The following is a 24,427-nucleotide window of genomic DNA, read 5'->3' on the forward strand; positions in this document are numbered from 1 at the left end:
ATGCGATTATCCGGTTGGCGCATGTTTGGCAAAAAACGCCAAAATCCAGCTTGCAACCAATTTGCCGTCATGCGGTGTGGCAAGTGATTGACGCGCTTCATTGACGCAATCGGCACCGGCCCGATCAACTAGCAGGTTGGAAAGCGCATCGGTATAGTCAGCGTCAAATTCGGGATGACCCTGAATGGCAAAAACATCATCCCGGATAACAAAAGCCGCATTTGTGCAATGGTTGGTGCTGGCAATACGCCGCGCCCCATCGGGAAGGCTGGTCACCTGATCTTGATGAACATGAATCAGATTGATCTTATCACGGCTGGTTTCAATCCAATCCGGAAGGTCGGTTAAGGCCAGTTCCTTGACGCCAAGCCCCCAGCCTTTATCCCATTTACCTGCATGGCCGCCAAGCGCATGCGCAATGATCTGATGGCCAAAACAAACGCCCGCAAGTGGCTTTTTGGCTGCATAGATTTGGCGCAGTAAATCCATCAATTTTGGAATGAATGGCGCATCGTCATAAACACCATAGGCGGAACCCGAAACAAGATAGCCATCATAATCGTCAATATGCACCGGAAACACATCATCAACCACGGCCAATGTGGTAAAGCGAAAATTTTTGCCAATTGGAAGGCTGGCAAAAAGATCGCTGAACATATCATTATAATCATGAAAGCGCTGGGGCATTGCCTTGTTGGTATGACCCGCCAAAAGAATTGCAATATGCATATGTGATGCTTCCTATCTATGCGCAGAGCTCGTTTATCTGCGGCAATAACATGCCAACCCAAAACCGCTCATGATCCCAAAACGACTTATAGTCCCAAAAAGGCTAGTGATCCAGCGGCTTTGTATCTGTCTTAACAACGGCAGTTTCTTTTTTTAATTCGGCCAGAACGAATAGTCGCAAGGCCGAAGACAGCCCGCCATCACGTTTGTGGTCAATATTTTGCACAAGGCTGGCAAGCGATTGCCCACGGCTGGCGGCAATATCCCGCAGCATGTCCCAAAAGGGCTGTTCCAATGACACGCTTGTCCGGTGTCCGTGAATGGTCATGGATCGCTTGATCATAATCCTAATATCATGCGCTTTAGAGGCCGTTTTTGGCAAACCAGTTTTTGGCAAAGGCATTTTGCAATGCGGCCTTGGTCAAGATTTGCGATGCCGCCAATGACGATTGATGCTAGCGGCGGAAACCGCCAATCATTTCGAGATGATTGCTGAATGAGAATTGATCAATGACCTGAACCCATTCAAGCTGAAACCCGCTTTCTGTCAAAATGGCTGCATCCCGGGCAAAACTCGCCGGATTGCATGACACCATAGCGATTGTTGCAATGCCCGATTGTGCCAGCATCTGGCATTGTGCAGCGGCACCGCTTCGTGGCGGGTCAAGAATGGCCATGTCAAAGCCTTCCAGCTCATCAGGCATTAATGGCGCGTCAAACAGATTGCGGCCGGCGGTCTTTACTCGCCCGCCAATGCCAGCAGCATCAACGCCAAATTTCAACGCAGCAAGGGCGCCTTCGCTTTGTTCGACCGCCAGAAGATTGGTAATATTGTCCAGCAGCGGCAGGCTAAGCGTGCCGCATCCGGCAAAAAGATCGACAATCTGGCGCGCTGATCCAGCGATTTCAGCAATGGCATTTTGTAACATAGCCTCGCCATCACGGGTCGCCTGCAAAAAAGCCCCCGGAGGCGGCGAAACGCCAATTTTGCCAAATTGAACCACAGGAATTTCAGGGGCAAAAAGCGTCATCGGACTGCCATGATCGCTAACCGAAAGTCTTGCTAATCTTATGCTTGCCGCCCAATCGCCCAATTTGGCAAGCATGTCTGGGCTCCAAGGCTGCGCCCCTGAAATTGGCTCGATATAAAGACAGATATTGCTGTCTTTTGCATTGCCGGTGCTACGGTCAAGAAGGTTGGCATGCGCATCTGCAGCAAAGCCAGAGGGAAGGTGGGCGCTGGCAAAATCCTGCAAGGCGTTTTGGAGAGCTAACAGGTTTGGGTGAAGAACAGCGCAGCCGTCAGGGCTGATAATATGTTGACCCATATGTTCGCGAAAACCGACAATCGCCCTATCAGCAATGCATTTCAGATGGAAGCTGGCGCGTCTTCGGCTTTTCAGCGGCGAGCTGTAAAGCGGCCTTATCGTGCCAGCCTTGATTTTGGTGCGATCAAGGAAATTGGCAACAAGGGCGCTTTTCCAGTTGCTGATTTCGGTTTCATCCCAATGCTGGAACCGGCATCCGCCACATGCTGGAAAGGCATCGCAGCGCGGTGAATGGCGATCGGGTGATGGCGTATATAGCTCGATAATGCGCGCCTTGATCCCTTGTGACGTCAATGAAAGTGGCTGAACCAGCAAGCGTTCGCCCGGAAGGCTGGCCGGAACAAATACATCATGTTCGGCTTCGCTGTAATTATGGGTGTAAAGCGCTTTGGCAATGCCATCGCCGCGCCCGCCAATATGGCTGATTGTCACCTCGATTGGTGGTGCATTGCGGGGTAGGCGGCCAGCCATCTGGTTCGATTTTGCCGACCGTTTCTTGCTTGGCTTTCGGTTGGATTGGCGTGCCATTTGCTGATCGCCCTTATTGGTTAAATTTGACATGCGCGTCTTGGCGCAAGAAAGAAAACACCCAATTCAAAAAGCTTCATTAGAAATGCTTCATTACAGGCGACGCGCAAACCATACCACACGCCGGATGATATGTACCTCATCAATCCGCCGCTGGTAACTGCTTTAGGCCGAATTTTCCGAAGAAATGCGAAGCATTAGCGGTGTGGGCTGGGAATAATTTCAATGCGTTTGGCAACAAGACCAACACCATCATCAAGTATGAAAATACCCGGCGGTGACGGACGGGTCTGACTGCAATCAAGCATCACCGTATCATCATGTTCAAGAAGTGGAACCATCGAATCGCCGTTGATGGAAATCATCCGCAAGGCGGCGGTTTGACGCCGGCAAAGCTTGGCAAGCCATTGGCGTGGAAAACCAACTGATTATAGGGATCTTGCGCCGTCTCGCTGGCAAGGTCAATTCGCGTGCCGCCGCCGGCACTTGCCGAAAGATCAAAAAACGGCACGGCAGATTAACCATCGCGGTTGGGCGCAATCTTAACGATCGCGGCCTTGCCGATGATGAAATTGACTATCTGTTTGCCAATGATCTGGTGATTGCGTTGCAGATTTGCCAAGGTTTATATCCGTCTTTTGCCAGCTTTACACCGGCGCGGCAGGCAGCGCTTATTTCAGTGGCTTTTAATCTCGGGAAACCGCGTCTTGCCGGTTTTCGCCGGATGCGCGCGGTGATTAATCGCGGCAATTGGCAGGGGGCGGCTGATGAAGCCGAAAACAGCCTTTGGGCGCGTCAAACACGGCACCGCGCCACCAATATTGCCGCCCGGCTTCGCGGTGTGCATAAGCCGTAAAATGACGCGAACAGATGCCCTTTATTTGCTGCGGGTGTTTGGGCGCGGATAGTTTGGGCGCAGATAGATTGGGTACCTAATTTTGCCGTGCTGCTGAAAACCTAGCGGCGGCGGCAAGCGCGGCGATGATGGGCATCTGGCTTTGACCCGGTGACGACAGGCGTGACAGCGCGGCAATGGCGGCATTGGCATAATCACCGGCAATCGCAATGGACCGGTCAATGGCATCATGGCTGGCAAGAATGGCCTGCGCGGTGGCAAGATCGCCATCGGTAAAATTGCCATCACCCATTGTGCGTTGCCAGAATTCGCGATCATTTGCACCGCCATCCTGCCATGCCAGAATAACCGGAAGGGTGATTTTCTGGTCGATGAAATCATCGCCGGTATTTTTGCCCATCGAGCTGCTGCTGACGCCATAATCCATTGCATCATCCATGATCTGGAATGCCAGCCCAAGCTGCAGCCCGTAATCATGCATCACCGCAACATCATCATCATTTGCGCCTGCCAGCTCGGCACCGGCGGCGGCGGCGGCGGCGAATAAAATGGCGGTTTTGCCAGTGATCACATCGAAATAGGCATCTTGAGGCGTGTCGGGCATGCCGGCGATGGTCATTTGTTTGATTTCGCCTTCAGTGATCCGCGCTGACGCATTGGCCAGTTGGCCAAGAACCGTAATATCACCCGCCTCAACCATCAATTCAAAGGCGCGGGCAAACAGAAAATCACCCACCAGAACCGACGCCTCATTTCCCCAAAGCGCATTTGCCGTATCGCGGCCACGTCGCAAATTTGATTCATCAATCACATCATCATGAAGAAGAGTTGCCGAATGGATGAATTCGACAGCGGTTGCAAGCCCCACAGCATGCGCGCTGCCACCGGCAATTTGCGCGCCGGCAAGTGTCATCATCGGGCGGATGCGTTTACCGCCAGCGGCAATCAAATGTCCGGCCAATTCCGGGATCAATGGCACGTCACTGGCAAGCCGCTGCAAAATCATTGCATTGACGGCTTTCATATCATCGGCAAGCAGATTGACCAGCGGGTCAAGCGAAACCAATTCGCCGTGATTCTCGATTGCAGGATTAGCACTCATTCTTTCAACCTATCAAATGACGATTTGCCATCTTCCTACCGGAAATATGCATTTGCGCAATTTAAAGCCGTTTGGCTTTTTGGCGACAGCGTCACCGCGCTAGCCATTGGCGGCGCGCATGGATGGCGTGTCTAAAATCTTTTCCATTCATTACGATGCCACATCACCGACTAGCAAGGAAAAAAGGCCAGCCCACGGCGAATTTTGTCGTTGCAACGCTTGGTAATTCGCCAAAAATGCGGCATGATGCGGCGTCATGGAACATCTTGTTAGCACAACCAATAATGTGCGCCTGTCATTTTTGCTGGCGCTGTTGCGTGATGCGGGCATTAAGGCGCATGTGTTTGATGCAAATATTTCGGCGCTTGAGGCTGGCATTGGGGCTTTTCCGCGCCGGATTATGGTCCCGACGAAACGGCTTTTGGCGGCAAAAACGCTGCTTGAGGATGCAAATGAATTTTATGATGATTGATCATGGTCGTTTGTCCGGCGGCTGGCAGCAAAGCCAGCCGAGCCAGCCCCTGTTATGGGTGACAAAAACATGAGCCAAGATCCGACAATTGGAAATGATGCCAAAACCGGCGATGGCGCATCGCCTGATGGTCTTGATGATCTGGCGGTAACACATGATCATTTGCTTGGCAAAACCGTGTCGATTATGCAGCCAAAAAGCGGGTTTCGCGTTGGCACGGATGCGGTGCTTCTGGCCGCGGCGATTGAGGTTAATCGTGGCCGTATTCTGGATATGGGGGCAGGGGTTGGCGGGGTCAGCCTGTGTTTGGCACGGCGGCTTGATGCGGTGCAGATCACCGCGATTGAGATTGATCCAGTGATGGCGGCATTGGCGCAGCGGAATGTCGCAACCAATGGTTTTGATGACCGGCTTCGTATTCTGCGCGATGATATTGCCAAAATGCCACCCGTTCTGGCGGGTAGTTTTGATCATGTTGTTAGTAACCCGCCCTATCATTACGCAACCGGCACAAGGCCGCGCGACAAACGGCGGGCTTTAGCACATATCGGCGAAGGTCTGGCACTCGGTGATTGGGTTAAATCGGCAATGTGGGCGGCAAAACCGCGCGGACGGATCAGCTTTATTTGCCGGGCAGATCGGGCGGATGAATTAATCCATCTTTTTACCACGGCAGGTGCTTCAGAAATTCTGCAATTCCCGCTTTGGCCGCGGCCAATGGTGCCGGCTGGGCGGGTGATCATTCAGGTCCGCAAGGCGGTGTCTGGCCCGGGCGCGATTTTACCCGGTCTTATCATGCATAATGATGATGGCAGCTTTACCGAAGCCGCTAGCCGCATTATGAATGGTGAAGGTCTGTATATGATGCATCCTGCCCGCAGGGTCTAGGCGTGATTGCCAGTGGATGATCGGCATAGCGTGATTGGCAGTTCGTGATTGGCAGGGTGTGATTGGCAGTGATGCCAGATGAAGGGAAATAGGCGAAATGGGACTTTTGTCCAAAATAATGTTTTGGCGACGCCGCAGGTCGGTTGTGCCAGTGGTGCGCTTAAGCGGTGTAATCTCGCAATCGGGCAGTCTTGGGCGGCGCGGCCTATCGCTTGAATCGGTTGAACCGCAATTGAAAAAGGCCTTTTCGGTTAAGCGTGCCATGGCGGTTGCCATCATCATTAACTCGCCCGGAGGCTCGCCAGTGCAATCATCATTGATTGGCCAGCGCATTCGTGACCTTGCCAGCCGCGCCGATGTGCCGGTTTTGGCGTTTTGTGAGGATGTGGCGGCGAGTGGCGGTTATTGGCTGGCGGCATCAGCAGATGAGATTTATGCCAATCCGGCATCGGTGATCGGGTCTATTGGGGTGATATCGGCCGGTTTCGGTTTTGATAAAGCCATTGCCAAGCTCGGCATTGACCGGCGGGTTTACACCGCTGGCGAGGCCAAAATGACGCTTGATCCGTTTCAGCCTGAACGCGATGAAGAAATTAGCCGGCTGAAAGGATTGCAGGCCGATATTCACAAACAATTTATCAGCCATATCGAACAGCGTCGAGGGTCACGGCTGAGAGGCGCGCATGATGAATTATTCAGCGGCGCGTTCTGGACAGGTCAACGTGCGCTTGAATTGGGATTGATTGATGGGCTTGGTGAATGTCGCCAAACATTGCTTCAGCGTTTTGGTGATGACACTGATGTGATGTTTGTTGAGCCAAAGCGCAAATTCCTGCCGCTTGGGCTTCCGGCAATGAGCAGCCAACTTGTGCAAGAAACCGCCGATCTTGCGATTGAGCGCGCTTATTTTTCGCGTTTCGGGCTGTAAAAGCCAAACCGGTTATGTCAGGATAGCGCCATATTCGCCGTTGCTGGCAGAACAAACGCTGGCTTTCCGCAAAATCCAGCATGACGCCGGTTGCATTATGCATGTCGGATTACGCCTTTAAAGGACGCTTGAATCATGGTTCTCTCACTTCCGAAAATCCTTGGTCTTTTTGCCCTGATCTGGCTTGTCTGGATGGTATTTCGATTTATCGAGGCACGCCAGAAGAACCGTGCTGATCAGCCAGTAGATAAAAATGGCGACACGGCGGGAGCAGCGAAAAAAGACCCGAATGACGCATCGGTTGATTTGCAGGAATGCACAATTTGCGGGGCATGGGTAAGCGGCGAGACCTGTGATAGGGAAAACTGTCCCTATTAGCGGCAGCAACAGCTTGCCTTTTGATACGGTTTCCGGCTAATTTCCGTGCATCTTTTGCAATAGGAATCGTGACGGATGCCAACATCACAAAGCGACGAAATTAGAACCGATTTCCAGTCGATTATTCTGAATTTACAACGCCATTGGGCAAAGCAGGGCGCGGTTGTCTTGCAGCCCTATGATATGGAGGTTGGCGCGGGTACATTTCACCCGGCAACAACGCTTCGTGCGCTTGGCCCCGATGATATTTGGCGCGCGGCCTATGTTCAGCCATCGCGGCGGCCTTCGGATGGGCGCTATGGTGAAAACCCAAACCGGATGCAGCATTTTTACCAGTTTCAGGTGATTTTCAAGCCATCGCCAGCGGAATCGCAGGCGCTGTATCTCGACTCTTTAAAGGCAATCGGGCTTGACCCCGACAAGCATGATATCCGGTTTGTCGAAGATGATTGGGAATCGCCAACGCTTGGCGCATGGGGTCTTGGCTGGGAAGTCTGGTGTGATGGCATGGAAATTTCCCAATTCACCTACTTCCAACAGGTTGGCGGGATTGAATGTAATCCGGTGCCGCTTGAACTTACCTATGGGCTGGAAAGGCTGGCGATGTATATTCAAGGCGTTGAAAATGTCTATGACCTTGATTGGGATGGTGTGCCAGAGGCCGAAGGTGGCAAAACTTATGGCGATATTTTCAAACGCGCTGAGGTTGAATTTTCCGGCTGGAATTTTGAACATGCCGATACCGATATGCTTCTTGGGCATTTCCGTGATGCCGAAATGGAATGTGGTCGCTTGCTGGGGCTGGAAACACCACTCGCATTGCCAGCCTATGATCAATGTATGAAAGCCAGCCATCTGTTTAATATGCTTGATGCGCGTGGGGTGATTTCGGTGACTGAACGCGCCGCCTATATCGCGCGTGTTCGGAACTTGGCCAAAGGATGCTGCGAAGCATGGATGGGAATGACGGAGACCACAACCAATGGCTGATCTGGTAATTGAATTTGTCTCAGAAGAAATTCCTGCACGTATGCAGTCTGGTGCTGGCCGTGATCTGGCACGGCTTATTGAAACGGCTTTAACAACGCTTGGCGTCTGGCAAGGTAACAGTGTGGCAACCGGCCTTTGTGCGCCGCGTCATTTGCTGGCCTATGTCACCAATATTGCCGCATCGCAGCCGGATCGCATCATCGAAAAACGTGGGCCTCGTGTTGATGCGCCCGAGGCGGCGATCGCCGGTTTTTTGAAATCGGCTGGGGTCAGCCGCGAAGACCTTGTTGAAGAAGATACGCCAAAAGGCCGGTTCTTATTTGCGCGAAGCGAAATCACCGGCGGTGATACAGCCGCGCTGTTGGCGCCGCTCATCATTAATATACTGACCCATTTTCCATGGCCGAAAAGCCAGCGATGGGGTCGTGGCAAATTCCGCTGGGTGCGCCCGCTCCACCGGATCAATATTCTGTTTGATGGCAAACCGCTTGCCGGCGCGCTGGATCTAGGTGGTGGCGATGCAATCACTTTTGGCGCGACCAGTTGCGGCCATTATTTTGAAGCACCTGACGATATTGACCTTGCCGGCGTTACCAGCCTCGATGATGTAAAGGCCAGATTGCGGGCTGGCTATGTGATGCTTGACCAAGATGAACGCCATGACGCGATTATCAGCGAGGCAAAAAAACTAGCCGCCAGCCAGTCATGCCATCTCAATGAGGTTCAGCTTGGAAGTTATCTTGCCGATATTGCTGGCTTGGTCGAATGGCCAACGCCGCTTATGGGTCAGATCGAAGACCGGTTCATGGTGCTGCCGCCAGAATTGCTGCAAGCCACAATTGCAATGCATCAGAAATACATCACGCTGAGTGATTCTGATGGAAAATTCTCGTCACATTTTATCGTTCTATCGAACCGGCTTGGCGATGCGGTACGCGATAAGGTGATTATCGCCGGTAATCAGCGTGTGTTGCGGGCGCGATTGGCCGATGCTGAATTTTTCTCGCAACAGGATCAGGCGCGCCAATTGGAAAGCTATCTTCCCGCGCTTGGCGATGTTACATTCTATGAGGGGCTTGGCTCAATCCACGATAAGGCAATCCGTATGGAAAAGCTGGCAAGCGCCATTGCGCCGCATATGCCATCTGCTAACCCAAAAGCCGCATCACGCGCTGCCCGTCTTGCCAAGGCTGATCTTGTCACGGGTATGGTTGGTGAGTTTCCTGAATTGCAGGGCATCATGGGCGGTTATTACGCGGCTGCCAGCGGCGAGGATAAAGCCGTTTGTGATGCCATCACCGCGCATTACCGGCCGCAAGGCCCGGCCGATGATTTGCCAGCAACACACGAAGCCATGGTTGTTGCACTGGCGGATAAGATTGACACGCTTGTCGGGTTTTTTGGCATTGATGCCAAACCAACCGGCTCAAAAGATCCGTTTGCGCTTCGCCGTGCGGCCTTGGGCATTATCCGCATTATTGCTGATGGACAGCTAACCATCCCGCTTGGCAAGATTTTGCAGGAGAGTGCCAGCGGCTATGGCTTTGCCAAAGTTGATGCCGATCTGTTGCCCTTTATTCGTGACCGGCTTCGCGGCTATCTTCGTGATCAAAAAATGCGGCATGATGTGGTTGCCGCGGCCTTGGCCGATGATGATGGTGACGATATCTATTTGATGGCGACACGCGCATCAACGCTTGCTGACTTTTTGGCCGCCGTCGATGGCACCGGATTGATGGCTAGTTGGCGGCGGGTCAGCAGCATCCTTGCTGCTGAGGAAAAAAAGGCCAAAACCACCTTTGCCGCAACATCTGATCCGGCGCTATTTACCGAAGCTGAAAAAGCGCTTTTTGATCCACTGTCGACAATGGCTGTGAATCAGGACAATATTGAGTTGCAGCTAGCCGCGCTTGGTGCGTTGCGTTCCCCCATTGATTTGTTTTTTGAAAAAATCGTTGTGAATGATGATGATCCGGCTATCCGCCTGAACCGACTTGGGCTTTTGGCAATGATTCGTGAAAAAATGTTGGCTGTGGCTGATTTCACAAAAATAGAAGGCTAGATAGAGACATGACACAATGGGTTTATAATTTTGGTAAAACCGGAACCGATGGCGATGCATCGCGTCGCAATCTTCTTGGCGGCAAGGGTGCTAATCTCGCCGAAATGAGCGGTATTGGCCTGCCAGTTCCGCCCGGATTTACCCTTAGTACCGATGTCTGCACGCATTTTTATGACCATGACAAAACATATCCTGACACTTTAGATCAGCAGGTGCGTGAAGCCATTGCAAAGATCGAAAGCGAAACCGGCACTCGTTTTGCTGATTCTGCTAATCCGCTTCTTGTTTCGGTTCGATCGGGTGCGCGTGCCTCGATGCCGGGTATGATGGATACGGTTCTCAATCTCGGGCTGAACGACGTCACCGTCGTAGGCCTTGCCAGCCGCGCAAATGATGCGCGTTTTGCCTATGACAGCTATCGCCGGTTTATCCAAATGTATAGCGATGTCGTGATGGAGGTCGATCACGGCCTGTTTGAAGATGCGCTTGAGGATATGAAACTTCAACGCGGCGTTTATGAAGACACTGAATTGACCGGTGATGATTTAAAGGCTCTGGTCGCCAGCTATAAGGACATTGTTCAAGATGAGGCTGGCACCGGCTTCCCGCAAGATCCATGGGAACAGCTCTGGGGCGCGATTGGGGCGGTATTTGCCAGCTGGATGAATACCCGCGCCATCACCTATCGACGGCTGAATAACATTCCTGTGGCATGGGGAACAGCGATCAATATTCAGGCCATGGTGTTTGGCAATATGGGCGATGATTGCGCGACTGGTGTTGCGTTTACGCGTGATCCATCAACTGGTGAAAACAACTTTTACGGCGAGTTTTTGATCAATGCACAAGGCGAAGATGTTGTCGCCGGTATTCGCACGCCATTGCCATTGACGGTGGCTGCCCGCAAAAAAGGTGGCGGCGAAGCTTTGTCAATGCAGGAAGCCATGCCAGCGGCCTTTGATCAGCTTGATGCGGTTCGCAAAAAGCTTGAGGCGCATTATCGCGACATGCAGGATCTTGAATTTACCGTCCAGCAGGGCGTGTTATATATGCTGCAAACCCGTAGTGGAAAACGCACTGCCGAAGCCGCGCTTCGCATGGCTGTTGAAATGGCCGATGAAGGGCTGATCACCCGTGACGAAGCTCTATGTCGGGTTGATCCGAACGCGCTTGACCAGCTGCTTCATCCAACACTTGATCCCAATGCTGAAAAGGTCATTCTGGCACGCGGTCTGCCCGCATCTCCTGGCGCTGCATGCGGCAAGATTGTGCTGAATGCTGATCGTGCCGAGGAAATGGCGGCCGGCGGCGAGGTGGTGATTCTGGTGCGTCTTGAAACCAGCCCTGAAGATATTCACGGTATGCATGCTGCTGCCGGTATCCTGACGGCGCGTGGCGGCATGACAAGCCATGCGGCGGTGGTTGCGCGTGGCATGGGGCGGGCCTGTGTTTCGGGTGCAAGCGACGTGCGCTTTGACGAGGTAAGCGGCAAGGTCTTTATCGCCGATCAGGTTTTGGTCGAAGGTGATATCATCACCATTGATGGCACCAGCGGCGAGGTTTATGCCGGAAAAGTCGATATGATCCAGCCGAAAATGTCAGGTGCCTTTGCCAGCGTAATGGGCTGGGCTGACGAGGTGCGCCGCATGGAAGTGCGTACCAATGCCGAAACCCCGACCGAGGCGCGTGTTGCCCTTGATTTTGGCGCGCAGGGCATCGGCCTATGCCGAACCGAACATATGTTTTTCGATGCTGACCGAATCATTGCCATGCGTCAGATGATCATGGCTGCCGATACTGAAGGCCGTGAATTGGCACTTGCCAAACTATTGCCGATGCAGCGCCGTGATTTTGAAGAATTATTTACCATCATGGCTGGCTTGCCAGTCACCATCCGGCTTCTTGATCCGCCATTGCATGAGTTTTTACCGCATTCTGCTGATGAATTGGCCGAAGTTGCCGCCGCTGCTGGCGTCACAATCGAGACGGCACGCCAACGCTCGGTTAAGCTTGCTGAGACCAACCCGATGCTTGGCCATCGTGGCTGCCGCTTGGCGGTGACTTATCCGGAAATCTGTCGGATGCAAGCCCGCGCTATTTTTGAGGCGGCCTGCGCTGTTGCCAAAAACACTGGCGAATCGCCAGTTCCCGAAGTGATGGTTCCCCTTGCGGCAACCGCGCGGGAAATTGCGCTTTGTAAGGCCGAGATTGACGCGGCTGCGGCTGCGGTGATGGCGGAAACCGGCGTTACGATTTCATATCTTGTTGGCACAATGGTTGAATTGCCTCGTGCGTCAATCTGCGCGGCTGATCTGGCGGTTGAGGCCGAATTCTTTTCCTTTGGGACGAATGATCTGACGCAAACCTCGCTTGGCATCAGCCGTGACGATGCCGGATCTTTCCTGCATGATTATGCTGATAAAGAGATTTATCCGGTTGATCCGTTTGTGTCGATTGACCTTGAAGGGGTTGGCAGTTTGGTTGAAATGGGGGTTGAGCGTGGCCGCAAATCCCGCCCCGATATCAAGCTTGGTATTTGCGGTGAACATGGCGGCGATGGCGATTCAATTCTGTTTTTTGAAAAGGTCGGTCTTGATTATGTGTCTTGTTCGCCTTACCGCGTTCCTGCGGCGCGTCTTGCCGCTGCGCAGGCCACGATTAAAACCCGCCAAACCGATTAATCCTTGCCTGTTATCGGCATAAATCGCTGCCGCAAAAACGCCGCCGGTTCGGTTGCGGTGCGGCCCCTTGCCATCAAAAGAGGCATCTCGCCATCAAAAGGGTTAGGACAAGAAAAAAGCCAGCAATTGCTGGCTTTTGGCGATGGGTAGATTTGGGTTTCAAATCGGGCTGGGACAGCCTTATTTGATGCCAAGACCGCCAAAGCGCTTGTTAAAGCGGGCAACCTGACCACCTGAGTCAAGGATACGGTGCTGGCCAGTCCATGCTGGATGGGTCTTTGGGTCAATGTCGAGTTTCAACACATCGCCAGGCTTTCCCCAAGTCGAGCGCGTTGTATGTTCGCTGCCATCGGTCATTACAACGGTGATTTCGTGGTAATCTGGGTGAATATCTTTTTTCATGCCGGTCTCCGGTTTTACGCTTAACTGCCCGTTCGTGATGCTAGATTTGCCATGCGGCAGAATGTTCCTCGCCAACAAACAGCGCTGGTGGTATATCCCCTATAGCGATGATAAGCAAGCCCCCCCGACTTAGAAAATAAATGGTTTGCGGGCTGGGTGAACGAAAATTGGGGTTGATGAATGAATAACGGGCAGAAAACTGATCAACAGACAACAACTCCGGCGGATCAGACCTCAGAAACAGCGCGCCGTTACAACAGCCGCCAGCTATTGGCCGTCTTTTGGCCCTATCTTCAGCCGCATCGTCTCCGAATCGCGCTTGCCATTTTGGCGCTTGTGCTTGTTGCTGGTGCGCTTCTTGGAATGGGGCGCGGGCTTGCCTATCTTGTTGATGAAGGGCTTGGCAAACGCGACCCTGCCTTGCTTGATCGTGCGGTGATGGCAACAGCGATGATTGCTGTGGTTCTGGCCTTTGGCAGCTATCTTCGCACCAGCATGGTGAATAAAATTGGTGAAATGGTGCTGGCTGATATTCGCCGTGCTATTTTTGGCCATGCCATTACCTTATCGGCTGGATGGTTTGAAAATGCCCGAACCGGTGATGTGTTATCCAGAATCACAACCGATACGAGCATTGTTCAAACGGTCATGACCTCGACCCTGTCAATGGCAGCGCGTAATTTCCTGCTTTTGATTGGCGGGCTTGTGATGGTGGTCCTATCCAGTCCAAAAATGTCGCTTGTGGTGTTGATCGTTGTGCCGCTGGTTGTGTTGCCGCTGATTTTCATGGGACGGCGGTTACGCGCTGCTTCAAGATTAGCACAAGATCGCCTTGCCGATGTAGGGGTTGAAGCCGAAGAAACGGTTAGCGCTATCCGCACGGTGCAGGCCTTTGGCCGCGAAGATTACGTCAAAGGGCATTTTGAACAGGCAGTTGATCTGTCGCTTGACGCTGGTCTTGCACGAGTTCGACTTCGCGGTCTGTTAAGCGGCATTGTGATTTTTCTGGTCTTTAGCGGAATTGGCGTCATTCTGTGGATTGGCGGGCAGGATTTGATGGCGGGACGGATTAGCGCTGGCGACCTGTCATCTTTCATTTTTTATGCTTTTCTGGTGGCAAGCTCGACCGGTTTTCTATCCGAACTTGCTGGTGATTTACAGCGGGCGGCGGGTGCGGCTGAACGCATTGCGCAATTGCTGGACACCAAGGCAAGCCTGCCCGCAGCAGCATCGCCGCAACCGGTCAATCGGGCGGCTGCAACAGCATGCGAATTTGCCGCTGTTCAATTTGCCTATCCGGCCGCGGTGAACCGGCCGGCAATCAGCGATGTAAGCTTTGCCATCAAGGCTGGCGAGCGTGTGGCGATTGTCGGGCCAAGCGGGGCGGGGAAATCAACCATTTTTCATCTTCTTCTCAGATTTTATGATCCGGTGAATGGCGCGGTTCGGGTTGGTGGGATTAATCTTCGTGATCTGTCGCTTGCTGAATTGCGCGGCCATATCGGTTTGGTGCCGCAGGATTCGGCACTGTTTTCGGCAACGCTTCGCGAAAATATCGCCTTTGGCCAGCCAGATGCCGATGATGCGGCCATTGTCGCCGTGGCAAAACAGGCACAAGCGCATGATTTCATCATGGCAATTGATGGTGGCTATGATGCTTTTGTCGGCGAAAAGGGCGTTCGGCTTTCGGGGGGGCAACGCCAGCGGATTGCCATTGCCCGCGCGATTCTCCGCAATCCTCGTTTGCTGCTTCTCGATGAGGCGACAAGCTCGCTTGATGCACAATCTGAAGCTGCGGTTCAGCATGCTTTGGAGAATCTGATGGCTGATCGCACAAGCCTTGTGATTGCGCACCGTCTGGCAACAGTTGTTCGCGCTGATCGTATTTTGCTGATGGATCGGGGTAGATTGCTGGCGGTTGGAACTCATGAGTCGCTTATGGTTGAATCGGCACTATATCGCACGCTTGCTGAATTGCAGTTTTCAATTCCAAAAGTCGGGTAATGTCCAAAATAACCCGTTTACTGGCTGGTAAAATGCCCGATCATCATCGCTTCATCTGTGTTTGATGTGGCGATAAATTGGCCGTTGATCACGGGTGTTTCGGGTGTTTGGACGGCGCCAATCACACGGGTGTCCCAGCTATTTTCACCGTGTTGATCCAGCCGCAGCATCATAATGGCGCTTTCATCTGAAAAGTTGTTGGTTCGATTGCTGATCTGAAATGTCATGCTGCCGCGAAGGTTATGCATATTGTTATCGTTAAGATCAATCTCGCGGACATTGGCGGTTTGATTCGTGAAATCCATATTAATCATGCCAGTGCCGGAAAAACGTGATGGGTTTTCAGATCCAAAACAATAGCACAGCGTCTGTATCGACAATGGCCGGTAGAGGCTGATTGTCAACGGCTCTGGAAATTGCAAAATTGGCATAATGGTTTGCTGGGAATAAAAGTCAATGGACGGCAGGGATTGTGCTTCAAGCGTGATTTTGTTGATTGAGTGAAGATGGGTTTGATCGGGGTAGATAAAATGCAATCGGTTGATGTCCGGTAACAGAAGTTTGGCTTTGAAACCGACAAGCTGATTAAAATCGTGACGCGCCAAAACCGCCGTCTCGACCGCTGGCAAATCCAGCGCCATAAAATCAGGGGTTCCAGCGATTGCGCATCCAATATTCGGAAAAGTAAGCATCTGCGGCTCGAGAGCGGTGTTTGGCAGGGGCGAAACCGCCACTGCCGCCATGGTGTGTTGAAAGGTTGTTTTCCGTGCAGGGCTACTTGGCGTTTCCGGTTTTGGTCCAGTGGACATACAACTGCTTGTTGTGATGATAAAAGCGGTCAAAAGGCCGCAAACACGCCCCTTTTGACGTCGCTGGGTCACATGCAGTGGCAGTGACCATCTGTTGGGGGGCGCACATATCCCAAAAATAGCCCAAAAGTATCATTTGGCGCAATTATGCGGCGGCGGTGTGACTTGATGATGTCTATCGGCAATGCCGATGGGTGATGCGGGTGCGACTTAAGGGTGCTAAGGGGCAATGCGACGGGTCAGTATAAGTGCTGTGTTGGTGTTTTTGACGTTTGGGCTGGGTTATTTCACGGCAACGCGCTGGGTAATTTTCAGCTCGATACGGCGGTTTTTGCGGCGGGCATCATCATTATCAGCGGCATCGAGTGGCTGAAACTCACCATACCCAGCAGCGGCTAGCCGGTTGGCTGGCAAGCCTTGCTGATTGAGAAAGCGAACCACCGATAACGCTCGCTCGGTTGAAAGATCCCAGTTATCAGCATAGCGGCCAGCGCGGATCGGTACGTCATCAGTATGACCGTCAACCTGCAAAACCCAATTGATGTCTTCGGGAATTTTGGTGGCGATATCGGCAAGGGCAACCGCAAGCTTGGCAAGCTGGTCCTGACCTTCAACGGCAATTTCGGCCTGACCTTGGGCAAATAGAACTTCAGATTGAAAGACAAAACGATCGCCAACAATCTGAACATCGTCGCGTCCTTTCAAAACGTCACGCAATCGCCCAAAAAATTCTGACCGGAAACGCTGTAATTCTTGAACACGGCTTGCCAAGGCATTGTTCAATGACCGCCCGAGACTAGCAATGGCAACCTTGTCTTGCGTTGCCTGCCGGTCTTTTTCGGCAAGAAGGCTTGTTAATTCTTCAATACGAAGCCGCAAGGCGGCCAAGGCACCGGTCATTTGTGCGATTTCGGCTTTTGACGCGGTGGTTTCGGCGCGCAACGCGTCAATCCGATTGGCGGCGCTTTGGTTCTGGGCTTGAGCCATTGCCAATTGCCCTTCGGCAAGCTGCAGCGCGCCGAGCCGTTCTTCAAGGCTGTTCCGCGCGGCGGCAAGGGCGGCCTCGGTATCGGCCTGTGTTGCTGTCAGGGCAGCAATTTGGCTATTTCGCGCCACAATGGCGGCTTGCACGTTTGCCAATTGGGCTTGCAACTCGTCCTTATTGGCATTGCTGGCATTTAACTGGTTGGTGATTTGTGCCAGATTGGCGGCAAGATCGGCGCTTGCACGGCGTTCAATATTCAACAGCTCGCCAAGCGAGGCTAATTGCTGGCGCATCTCGCCAAGGGTGGCATCTTGGCCCGAGACACGATAGGCCAAATTCACCTGAATCAACACAAAGACCATCAGCACGAAAATGATCACCATCAGCAAGGTTGCTAAGGCGTCAACAAAGCCGGGCCAGGTGAAGTTTTCGACCCGCCGCGCATTGCCAATTCGTGCCAGCGCCATTGTGGCTATTCCCCTTTGCCGCGACGCGTTTTGACATCAATCATCGCGGCGATTGATGAGGACAGGCCGCGCAATTCACTGGCCACAATATCGGTTTGCTGGTTTCGATCAGCGCGCAAATCTTCGGATAACTGCATGATATTGGCGTTTAACTGTGCCAGATGCTCTCGAATGCGGCGGTCATCGGCCAAGGCTTCGTTCAGATTCGCCATCGTGCCAGTCAATTGTGAGATCTGAACGAGCAGGCGTTCACGGTTATCCTCGCCATTTGAAATTGATTGCGACAAAGCTATAACCGCGCGGGCGGCTTCTTCGCTCATGCCGCTGGCAAGCGCATTTTGTTCGGCGTTTGATGATGGGCTGCTATCATTAAACCGGGCAAAGGCCGACAGCCAATCTTCTAGCTCGTTAAAAAACCGCCCCATGGCTTGGCCTAGCTGAAGGTCAAGAAACCCAAGGATCAAAGAACCGGCAAGGCCAAATAAAGATGATGAAAATGCGGTTGCCATGCCGGAAAGCGGCGCATCAAGTCCAATGCGCAATTGCCCCATCATCGCCTCGAAATTATTGCTGTTAGTGTCGATTGAACTCACAACATTCCCAACCGCGCCAATCGTCTGAAGCAACCCCCAAAAAGTGCCAAGCAATCCCAAAAAGACCAATAGGCCAATCATATAGCGGGAAATTTCGCGGCCTTCATCAAGGCGAGCGGCCACCCCATCAAGAACCGAACGCAGCGACAAAGCCGATAGCTGCGCATCATGGCGCGAATCTGCCAGCATTGCATAAACAGTTGCCAACAGAACCGGCCGGCGTTCGGGTGGATCAAGCTTGCCAGTGGATTTCACCGCAAGAAGCCAGTTGCGTTCGGGCATCAGCCGCAGGGTTTGCCGGATGATATAGAGAATGCCAATGCCAAATGCGCCAAGAATAACGCCATTTAGTGCTGGATTTCCCATAAAAGCGGTCTGTAACGGCACGGCCAAAAGCGCGGCAATAATGGCAACCCCAAGCAAAAAGATGAACATTCTGACAAGATAACGTCTTGGGTTGGTTTCCATGATCTTATCTCCTAGGCATGGTCGGTCACGGCAGTTTTAGGCGGATGATCGCAACTGCGAGACAGGCACGAAAATCCACATAGCGTAAATTCTTGCCATCAAACAATGGCAGGATTGTGAATATTCGCAAGTCTTGCCGGATGAAATTACAATCACGGCGCGAAAATCATCCTGATTCTGGACAGCAACAACCAAGCAGCTTTTGGCCGCGTTCCAAAATATGGCAGGAAAAGAAAAGGGGCTATGCCCTGGCCTTGGCAAGATGCTTTAGCAATTCGGCATGGACGGCCGGATTGCCAGCGACCACATCGCCGCTTTGCAATACGCGGTCGCGCGACGCAAAGTCAGACACAAAGCCACCAGCTTCGCGAACCAACAGGATACCTGCGGCGATATCCCAGCTTTTCAACCCATGTTCCCAATAGCCGTCAAACCGCCCTGCAGCGACATAGGCAAGGTCAAGCGCAGCCGAACCAAACCGGCGCACGCCAGCGCTGACCCCCATGATATTGAATAATTCGCGGGCAAAAAGCGCATGGTCTTCATCACTGCCGCGCCCGATAAATGGAATGCCGGTGGCGAAAATAGATTCGCCCATCTGACGACGCCCAGAAACGCGCAATCTGCGGTCATTGACATAGGCACCTGATCCAGCCTCGGCAAAGAAATATTCATGGCGAAGCGGGTCAAAGACTAAGGCTGCGGTGATTTTGCCCTTGTCGCGAACGGCAATCGAAATGGCAAAATGCGGAATGCCATGAAGATAGTTTGTGGTGCCGTCAAGCGGATCAACAATCCAGCAAGGCGCATCAGGATCGGCACCAGCGGTGATGCCGCTTTCTTCCATCTCAAATCCCCAATCGGGGCGAGCCTTTGATAATTCAGCCTTGATGATGCGTTCGGCATTGGTGTCAACGCGTGAAACAAAATCGGCTGGCCCTTTGCGGCTAACCTGTAAATTTTCGACTTCGCCAAAATCGCGAAGCATATTGCGGCTAGCGGCAGTGGCCGCCTTGTGCATGACATTGATGAGGGCGGAGCGGGTTGCCATAAAAAGTCCTGTAACGCTAAAAATTAATTCTTTGCACGCTCTACATAGCTTGCATCTTCCGGCCGCACAACAATGCGTGTGCCAGATTCGATATGCGGCGGCACCATAACACGCTCGCCATTTTCCAAAATAGCGGGCTTGTATGATGATGATGCGGTTTGGCCTTTGACAACAGCATCGGCCTCGACAACTTCCATAACAACCGTATCGGGAAGCTCAATTGAAATTGGATCACCTTCATGGCTGGACATGGTCACAACCATGCCATCTTGTAAATAGGCAGCGCGCTCGCCAACCATATCTTTAACAATGCTGATTTGTTCAAAGGTTTCGGAATGCATGAACACCAGATGGTCGCCTTCGTCATAAAGAAAGGCACAGGCCGCTTCATCAAGGATTACGCGCTCAACCGTTTCTGATGACCGAAAGCGTTCATTTAATTTGGTGCCATCGCGGATATCACGCAGTTCGATCTGGGCAAAAGCACCGCCTTTTCCGGGTTTGACATGCGCCACTTTCACCGCTGTCCAAAGACGACCATTATGTTCGATCACATTGCCGGGTTTGACGGCATTTCCGTTGAGTTTCATCGCTAAATCCTTGTTCGCATCGCTGCGGTTTGCAGCAAAGGTCTATCCGTGTTTACAAAAATTTGCCGATGGCGACGGCATTATCCAGCATCCGGCAGGAAAAGCCCCATTCATTGTCATACCATGCCAGCACCCTTACCAAACGCTTGTTCAATACGCTTGTTTGGGTCAGATCGGCAACCGAAGAATGCGGATCATGGTTAAAATCAATCGAAACAAGCGGGCGCTCATTGATGCCAAGAACACCCTTCATTGGGCCATTTGCAGCGGCGGTGAGTAGCTGGTTTATTTCTTCAAGTGATGTATCGCGGCTTGTTGTGACCACCAGATCGACAACCGAAACATTGGCAGTTGGAACCCGAATGGCCGATCCCGACATCTTGCCCTGTAACTGCGGCAGAACCTCGCCAACAGCTTTTGTGGCACCGGTTGAGGTTGGAATCATTGACATGGCGGCGGCGCGGGCGCGGCGCAAATCCTTATGGCTTGAGTCGAGTGTTGGCTGGTCGCCAGTATAGGCGTGGATTGTTGTCATATAGCCAGCTTCAATACCAACGCTGTCGGCCAGAACCTTGGCAACAGGGGCAAGACAATTGGTCGTGCAGGACGCGTTTGACACCACATCGGTATCAGCTGTTAACAGGCTGTCATTGACGCCAAAAACAATGGTCTGGTCGGCGTTCTTGCAGGGTGCGGACACAAGCACTTTTTTCGCGCCAGCGGCAAGATGCGCGGCCGATGCTTCGCGGCTGTTGAATTTTCCCGAACATTCCAGAACGATATCAACGCCATGTGCGGCATGCGGAATATTGGCCGGATCGCGTTCGCGGCTCATATGGATTTTGCCACTGCCAACATCCATCCAATCTTCGCCATGTGTCACTGTGCCGGCAGCGCGTCCATGAACCGAGTCAAATTCATAAAGATGTGCCGAGGTCTCAACTGGCCCGGGGCTGTTGATCAGTACAATTTCCATGTCCTGATGCCCCATTTCCTGAAAAGCACGAAGTGCCATCCGGCCAATACGGCCAAATCCGCTGATCGCCAATCTTAATGTCACGCGACTATCTCCTTGATTTGTTCGGCTGACCAATCACACCTTGGCCAGATATCATCTCAAAATTATGCTGTTTATGGTTCGTCCATTTATCCAATTTGGCGTTTGGCCGCTGCAACAACAGCGTCAGCGGTAATGCCAAAATGATTATACAGATCATCAATCGGCGCTGACGCACCAAAGCCAGTCATGCCGATAAAGCTGTCAGTCTCGTCAAGCAGCCAATCCCAGCTTTGCCGCAGCCCAGCCTCAATAGCAATGCGCGGCGCTTTGCCAAGCACCTGCGTGCGATAGGCCGCATCCTGCATGGCAAAAAGATCGAGACAAGGCACCGAAACAACAGCAGCGTTGATACCGCTGTCGGCAAGTTGTTTTTGCGCGTCAATGGCAATGCCGACTTCGGATCCCGAGGCCAACAGAGTGATCTGGCGTGTGCCGTCACAATCAACAGCGACATAAGCGCCATTTGCGGTTTTGTTTTCAGCCATATCACCATGCCGGAATTGCGCCAGCCCTTGACGGCTCAATGCCAGAATTGATGGCGTGGTTTTGGCCTCGAGTGCGGTTTGCCATGCTTCGGCGGTTTCCACAGCATCGCCCGGGCGGAATACAAATAAATTCGGCATGACGCGAAGCGCGGCAAGATGTTCAACCGGCTGATGCGTTGGGCCATCTTCGCCAAGGCCAATGGAGTCATGCGTCATGACATAGATAACGCGCTGTTCCATCAGTGCCGACAAACGAATGGAGGGGCGGCAATAATCGGTAAACACCATAAAGGTGCCGCCATAAGGGATGGCACCGCCATGAAGGGCAATGCCGTTCATCGCTGCCGCCATACCATGTTCGCGAACACCATAATGAATATAGGTGCCGCCATAATTGCCATGGTCGAAAATCGTGTGATCGGCAACCCGGGTATTGTTGGATCCGGTCAGGTCGGCCGATCCACCGAATAGGGTTGGGCAGGCCGGTAAAATGGCTTCGATGGCTTTCTGGCTGGCAACGCGCGTTGCCAGTTTTTGCGGTGCGCTTGCCAATTGGTTTTTCCATGCAAGAACCGCAGCGGCAACATTCTTGTCAAAATCATTGGCAATGGCAGCGTCAAAGGCGGTTTTGTTCTGGCTCGCTGCATGCCGATCTTGCCATGATTGATGCGCCGCCGCGCCGCGGGCACCAACAGCGCGCCATTCGGCCAGAATATCGGCGGGGATTTCAAATGCTGCATGTGGCCAGCCAATTGTTTCGCGTGCCAGCGCAATTTCGGCATCGCCAAGCGGGGCGCCGTGAACGCCGGATGTGCCCTGTTTATTCGGCGCGCCAAGGCCGATTATGGTTTTACAGCAGATCAGGCTTGGCCGGTCATCGGCTTGAGCGGCGCTGATCGCGGCGGAAACGGCGTCCATATCATGCCCGTCACAGCTTAGCACCTGCCAGCCATAGGCCTCGAACCGGCTGCTTGTATCATCCGATGTTGACAGGTCAGTGCTGCCATCAATTGAAATATTGTTGTCGTCAAACAGCACGATTAACCGGCCAAGCTTCATATGACCTGCCATTGAAGCGGCTTCATGGCTAACGCCTTCCATAAGACAGCCATCACCCGCAATAACATAAGTGTGGTGATCAACCAGATCATCGCCATAACGTGCGGCCATATGGCGTTCGGCCATCGCCATGCCAACAGCATTGGCAATGCCCTGACCAAGCGGGCCGGTTGTGGTCTCAATGCCTTTGGCATGACCAAATTCGGGATGTCCGGCGGTGCGGGCACCAAGCTGGCGGAAATTGCGAATCTGCTCGATGGTCATATCTTCGTAACCGGTCAGGTGTAAAAGCGCATAAATCAGCATCGAGCCATGTCCGGCAGATAGAACAAACCGATCACGATCAGGCCAATCAGGGCTGGCCGCGTCAAATTTCAGATGGTCACAAAATAGCGCGGTTGCCGCATCGGCCATGCCCATTGGCATGCCCGGATGGCCCGAATTGGCGGCTTGGACAGCATCCATTGCAAGAGTCCGAATCGCATTTGCCATTGTTTGACGTTGAGACGAATTCGGCATGATAGCCTCCAAAGATTGCTGGTTTGAATGTCAGGCAAGATCATGCCCTTTTTTTTCGGCATATTTTTTTTTCGGCATATTTTTTTTTCGGCATAATCGACAAGTAATTGATGAGCCGCAATTTGCCCTTGTTGGGCGCGTTCGTCAATGCATCAACGCCAAGATTAGCGCGGTCAAACAGGGCATCTTTCTGGGTTGAGTCATATTTTGCGCTTTATTTCGATTCGTGAATCAGGCAAGATTCGCTTCATAACGTATTATGTTCTAGAGAAAAAACCGATGTAATGTTTTGTCTGTTTTGGCGGTAATGCATGCCATAGGAAAACAATAGTTACGGTAACCAAGAGAGATTTGGCCGGTAATGACGCGATTGCAAAATGCCGAAAAACAGCTAGGCGATGCCCTTGCAGCATTGGAATCGGCAGTTGAATCATCGATCGAGGCGTCTGCATCAAGCGCCATTGCAGCGACTTCCTCAAAGGCTGATTTTGCCGCGCTGATTGACGAGGTTAGCGGGATTGAAGCCAAGCTTGGCGAAGCCATGCAGGTGATTGCCGATATTGATGCGGCGCAAACAAGCGCGGCGAATGCTGGCGACATCGGAAACGGAGACAGTGAATGAGCCAGTCAGTTGTCACCATTCGGTTAAACGGCCATCCTTATCAGATCGGCTGCGGTGCTGGTGAAGAAGATCATGTTGCCAATTTGGGGGCTGAAGTTGAATCGATCATGCAGTCGCTTGTCGGTTCGGTTGGCCAAATTGGCGAAGCGCGGTTGCTGGCTATGGTGGCTCTTATTCTGGCCGATCACGCCAGCACGGCCGCAGCGGCAAATGGCGCATCCAATGCGGCGGCACCAGCCGCCCCGCCAGCAGGCGCATCAGCCGATGATGCAAGCGCAGCCGAATATCGGGCTGCGGCGCTTTTGGAAGATGCAGCGGCAAAGATTGCCACGCTGACATCAAAGCTTGCATTTGATGCGACAAAACCCTAA

The 24,427-nt window shown here is 52.6% G+C and carries 24 protein-coding genes; 11 read left to right on the forward strand and 13 right to left on the reverse strand.

Going from position 1 to position 24,427, the window contains the following annotated elements; all coding sequences use genetic code 11:
• Positions 1-6: 6 nt before the first annotated feature.
• The 4 genes from ABXT40_RS02685 to ABXT40_RS02700 all read right to left on the reverse strand — a co-directional run bounded on the left by ABXT40_RS02685 (position 7) and on the right by ABXT40_RS02700 (position 2,926).
• Positions 7-729: a glutamine amidotransferase-related protein gene (locus ABXT40_RS02685; RefSeq protein WP_443646298.1), complete on the reverse strand. Its 723-nt coding sequence runs from the start codon at positions 727-729 to the stop codon at positions 7-9.
• A 103-nt stretch (positions 730-832) separates the two neighbouring features.
• Complete coding sequence (locus ABXT40_RS02690; protein ID WP_443646299.1) at positions 833-1,057, reverse strand: ribbon-helix-helix domain-containing protein; 225 nt, start codon at positions 1,055-1,057, stop codon at positions 833-835.
• Positions 1,058-1,184: 127 nt separating this feature from the next.
• Complete coding sequence (locus ABXT40_RS02695; RefSeq protein ID WP_443646300.1) at positions 1,185-2,618, reverse strand: class I SAM-dependent RNA methyltransferase; 1,434 nt, start codon at positions 2,616-2,618, stop codon at positions 1,185-1,187.
• Positions 2,619-2,782: 164 nt separating this feature from the next.
• Positions 2,783-2,926 carry a hypothetical protein gene (locus ABXT40_RS02700; protein ID WP_443646301.1) on the reverse strand — a complete coding sequence of 48 codons (144 nt, stop codon included), beginning with the start codon at positions 2,924-2,926 and terminating at the stop codon, positions 2,783-2,785.
• A gap of 71 nt (positions 2,927-2,997) precedes the next feature.
• On the opposite strand from ABXT40_RS02700, the gene ABXT40_RS02705 reads away from it, so the two are divergent.
• Complete coding sequence (locus tag ABXT40_RS02705) at positions 2,998-3,441, forward strand: glycoside hydrolase family protein (RefSeq protein ID WP_443646302.1); 444 nt, start codon at positions 2,998-3,000, stop codon at positions 3,439-3,441.
• 76 nt (positions 3,442-3,517) lie between these two features.
• On the opposite strand, the gene ABXT40_RS02710 is transcribed toward ABXT40_RS02705, so the two are convergent.
• A complete protein-coding gene (locus ABXT40_RS02710) occupies positions 3,518-4,543 on the reverse strand; it encodes a polyprenyl synthetase family protein (RefSeq protein WP_443646303.1) in 1,026 nt (341 codons plus the stop codon).
• 256 nt (positions 4,544-4,799) lie between these two features.
• Between ABXT40_RS02710 and ABXT40_RS02715 the strand changes: the two genes are divergently transcribed.
• The 7 genes from ABXT40_RS02715 (at position 4,800) to ppdK (ending at position 12,942) form a co-directional block, all read left to right on the forward strand.
• Entirely contained in the window at positions 4,800-5,015 is a 216-nt protein-coding gene (locus tag ABXT40_RS02715; RefSeq protein WP_443646304.1) for a putative signal transducing protein, read from the forward strand.
• A 69-nt stretch (positions 5,016-5,084) separates the two neighbouring features.
• Positions 5,085-5,903, forward strand: coding sequence for a tRNA1(Val) (adenine(37)-N6)-methyltransferase (locus ABXT40_RS02720; protein ID WP_443646305.1), 819 nt, complete (start codon positions 5,085-5,087; stop codon positions 5,901-5,903).
• A gap of 97 nt (positions 5,904-6,000) precedes the next feature.
• Positions 6,001-6,831 carry a S49 family peptidase gene (locus ABXT40_RS02725; RefSeq protein ID WP_443646306.1) on the forward strand — a complete coding sequence of 277 codons (831 nt, stop codon included), beginning with the start codon at positions 6,001-6,003 and terminating at the stop codon, positions 6,829-6,831.
• A gap of 135 nt (positions 6,832-6,966) precedes the next feature.
• Positions 6,967-7,209 (forward strand): hypothetical protein, encoded by a 243-nt coding sequence (locus ABXT40_RS02730; protein WP_443646307.1) that lies wholly within the window; start codon positions 6,967-6,969, stop codon positions 7,207-7,209.
• A gap of 75 nt (positions 7,210-7,284) precedes the next feature.
• Positions 7,285-8,199: a glycine--tRNA ligase subunit alpha gene (locus ABXT40_RS02735; RefSeq protein WP_443646308.1), complete on the forward strand. Its 915-nt coding sequence runs from the start codon at positions 7,285-7,287 to the stop codon at positions 8,197-8,199.
• The gene (gene glyS / locus ABXT40_RS02740) at positions 8,192-10,261 is read left to right on the forward strand and encodes a glycine--tRNA ligase subunit beta (RefSeq protein ID WP_443646309.1); all 2,070 of its coding nucleotides are present in this window, start codon (positions 8,192-8,194) and stop codon (positions 10,259-10,261) included. The genes ABXT40_RS02735 and glyS overlap by 8 nt, the downstream gene beginning before the upstream one ends.
• Positions 10,262-10,269: 8 nt before the next feature.
• Positions 10,270-12,942, forward strand: coding sequence for a pyruvate, phosphate dikinase (gene ppdK, locus ABXT40_RS02745; protein ID WP_443646310.1), 2,673 nt, complete (start codon positions 10,270-10,272; stop codon positions 12,940-12,942).
• A 180-nt stretch (positions 12,943-13,122) separates the two neighbouring features.
• Here the strand turns inward: ppdK and rpmE are convergent, their stop codons facing one another.
• Positions 13,123-13,344, reverse strand: coding sequence for a 50S ribosomal protein L31 (rpmE, locus tag ABXT40_RS02750; protein ID WP_443646311.1), 222 nt, complete (start codon positions 13,342-13,344; stop codon positions 13,123-13,125).
• A 180-nt stretch (positions 13,345-13,524) separates the two neighbouring features.
• Between rpmE and ABXT40_RS02755 the strand changes: the two genes are divergently transcribed.
• Entirely contained in the window at positions 13,525-15,348 is a 1,824-nt protein-coding gene (locus ABXT40_RS02755) for an ABC transporter transmembrane domain-containing protein (RefSeq protein WP_443646312.1), read from the forward strand.
• A gap of 17 nt (positions 15,349-15,365) precedes the next feature.
• On the opposite strand, the gene ABXT40_RS02760 is transcribed toward ABXT40_RS02755, so the two are convergent.
• The 7 genes from ABXT40_RS02760 to tkt all read right to left on the reverse strand — a co-directional run bounded on the left by ABXT40_RS02760 (position 15,366) and on the right by tkt (position 23,434).
• Positions 15,366-16,229: a hypothetical protein gene (locus tag ABXT40_RS02760; RefSeq protein WP_443646313.1), complete on the reverse strand. Its 864-nt coding sequence runs from the start codon at positions 16,227-16,229 to the stop codon at positions 15,366-15,368.
• Between the two features lie 210 nt (positions 16,230-16,439).
• Positions 16,440-17,609 (reverse strand): peptidoglycan-binding protein, encoded by a 1,170-nt coding sequence (locus ABXT40_RS02765; RefSeq protein ID WP_443646314.1) that lies wholly within the window; start codon positions 17,607-17,609, stop codon positions 16,440-16,442.
• A 5-nt stretch (positions 17,610-17,614) separates the two neighbouring features.
• Positions 17,615-18,670 carry a MotA/TolQ/ExbB proton channel family protein gene (locus ABXT40_RS02770; protein ID WP_443646315.1) on the reverse strand — a complete coding sequence of 352 codons (1,056 nt, stop codon included), beginning with the start codon at positions 18,668-18,670 and terminating at the stop codon, positions 17,615-17,617.
• Positions 18,671-18,911: 241 nt separating this feature from the next.
• Positions 18,912-19,721, reverse strand: coding sequence for an inositol monophosphatase family protein (locus ABXT40_RS02775; protein ID WP_443646316.1), 810 nt, complete (start codon positions 19,719-19,721; stop codon positions 18,912-18,914).
• A gap of 23 nt (positions 19,722-19,744) precedes the next feature.
• Positions 19,745-20,311, reverse strand: a complete 567-nt coding sequence (efp, locus tag ABXT40_RS02780; RefSeq protein ID WP_443646317.1) for an elongation factor P — start codon at positions 20,309-20,311, stop codon at positions 19,745-19,747.
• A 52-nt stretch (positions 20,312-20,363) separates the two neighbouring features.
• Positions 20,364-21,371, reverse strand: coding sequence for a type I glyceraldehyde-3-phosphate dehydrogenase (gap, locus tag ABXT40_RS02785; RefSeq protein ID WP_443646318.1), 1,008 nt, complete (start codon positions 21,369-21,371; stop codon positions 20,364-20,366).
• Between the two features lie 86 nt (positions 21,372-21,457).
• A complete protein-coding gene (tkt, locus tag ABXT40_RS02790; protein ID WP_443646319.1) occupies positions 21,458-23,434 on the reverse strand; it encodes a transketolase in 1,977 nt (658 codons plus the stop codon).
• A gap of 361 nt (positions 23,435-23,795) precedes the next feature.
• On the opposite strand from tkt, the gene ABXT40_RS02795 reads away from it, so the two are divergent.
• Positions 23,796-24,056 carry a hypothetical protein gene (locus ABXT40_RS02795; protein WP_443646320.1) on the forward strand — a complete coding sequence of 87 codons (261 nt, stop codon included), beginning with the start codon at positions 23,796-23,798 and terminating at the stop codon, positions 24,054-24,056.
• The gene (locus ABXT40_RS02800; protein ID WP_443646321.1) at positions 24,053-24,427 is read left to right on the forward strand and encodes a cell division protein ZapA; all 375 of its coding nucleotides are present in this window, start codon (positions 24,053-24,055) and stop codon (positions 24,425-24,427) included. The genes ABXT40_RS02795 and ABXT40_RS02800 overlap by 4 nt, the downstream gene beginning before the upstream one ends.

The organism is Candidatus Ponderosibacter sp. Uisw_141_02, assembly GCF_048087665.1.
GTDB lineage: Bacteria > Pseudomonadota > Alphaproteobacteria > Puniceispirillales > Puniceispirillaceae > UBA3439.

Excerpts from the sequence above, each read along its gene's own strand:
- ABXT40_RS02685 (WP_443646298.1), bottom strand. The coding sequence starts at position 729 with ATGCATATTGCAATTCTTTTGGCGGGTCATACCAACAAGGCAATGCCC.
- ABXT40_RS02690 (WP_443646299.1), bottom strand. The coding sequence starts at position 1,057 with ATGACCATTCACGGACACCGGACAAGCGTGTCATTGGAACAGCCCTTT.
- ABXT40_RS02695 (WP_443646300.1), bottom strand. The coding sequence starts at position 2,618 with ATGTCAAATTTAACCAATAAGGGCGATCAGCAAATGGCACGCCAATCC.
- ABXT40_RS02700 (WP_443646301.1), bottom strand. The coding sequence starts at position 2,926 with ATGGTTCCACTTCTTGAACATGATGATACGGTGATGCTTGATTGCAGT.
- ABXT40_RS02710 (WP_443646303.1), bottom strand. The coding sequence starts at position 4,543 with ATGAGTGCTAATCCTGCAATCGAGAATCACGGCGAATTGGTTTCGCTT.
- ABXT40_RS02715 (WP_443646304.1), top strand. The coding sequence starts at position 4,800 with ATGGAACATCTTGTTAGCACAACCAATAATGTGCGCCTGTCATTTTTG.
- ABXT40_RS02720 (WP_443646305.1), top strand. The coding sequence starts at position 5,085 with ATGAGCCAAGATCCGACAATTGGAAATGATGCCAAAACCGGCGATGGC.
- ABXT40_RS02725 (WP_443646306.1), top strand. The coding sequence starts at position 6,001 with ATGGGACTTTTGTCCAAAATAATGTTTTGGCGACGCCGCAGGTCGGTT.
- ABXT40_RS02730 (WP_443646307.1), top strand. The coding sequence starts at position 6,967 with ATGGTTCTCTCACTTCCGAAAATCCTTGGTCTTTTTGCCCTGATCTGG.
- ABXT40_RS02735 (WP_443646308.1), top strand. The coding sequence starts at position 7,285 with ATGCCAACATCACAAAGCGACGAAATTAGAACCGATTTCCAGTCGATT.
- glyS (WP_443646309.1), top strand. The coding sequence starts at position 8,192 with ATGGCTGATCTGGTAATTGAATTTGTCTCAGAAGAAATTCCTGCACGT.
- ppdK (WP_443646310.1), top strand. The coding sequence starts at position 10,270 with ATGACACAATGGGTTTATAATTTTGGTAAAACCGGAACCGATGGCGAT.
- rpmE (WP_443646311.1), bottom strand. The coding sequence starts at position 13,344 with ATGAAAAAAGATATTCACCCAGATTACCACGAAATCACCGTTGTAATG.
- ABXT40_RS02755 (WP_443646312.1), top strand. The coding sequence starts at position 13,525 with ATGAATAACGGGCAGAAAACTGATCAACAGACAACAACTCCGGCGGAT.
- ABXT40_RS02765 (WP_443646314.1), bottom strand. The coding sequence starts at position 17,609 with ATGGCGCTGGCACGAATTGGCAATGCGCGGCGGGTCGAAAACTTCACC.
- ABXT40_RS02770 (WP_443646315.1), bottom strand. The coding sequence starts at position 18,670 with ATGGAAACCAACCCAAGACGTTATCTTGTCAGAATGTTCATCTTTTTG.
- ABXT40_RS02775 (WP_443646316.1), bottom strand. The coding sequence starts at position 19,721 with ATGGCAACCCGCTCCGCCCTCATCAATGTCATGCACAAGGCGGCCACT.
- efp (WP_443646317.1), bottom strand. The coding sequence starts at position 20,311 with ATGAAACTCAACGGAAATGCCGTCAAACCCGGCAATGTGATCGAACAT.
- tkt (WP_443646319.1), bottom strand. The coding sequence starts at position 23,434 with ATGCCGAATTCGTCTCAACGTCAAACAATGGCAAATGCGATTCGGACT.
- ABXT40_RS02795 (WP_443646320.1), top strand. The coding sequence starts at position 23,796 with ATGACGCGATTGCAAAATGCCGAAAAACAGCTAGGCGATGCCCTTGCA.
- ABXT40_RS02800 (WP_443646321.1), top strand. The coding sequence starts at position 24,053 with ATGAGCCAGTCAGTTGTCACCATTCGGTTAAACGGCCATCCTTATCAG.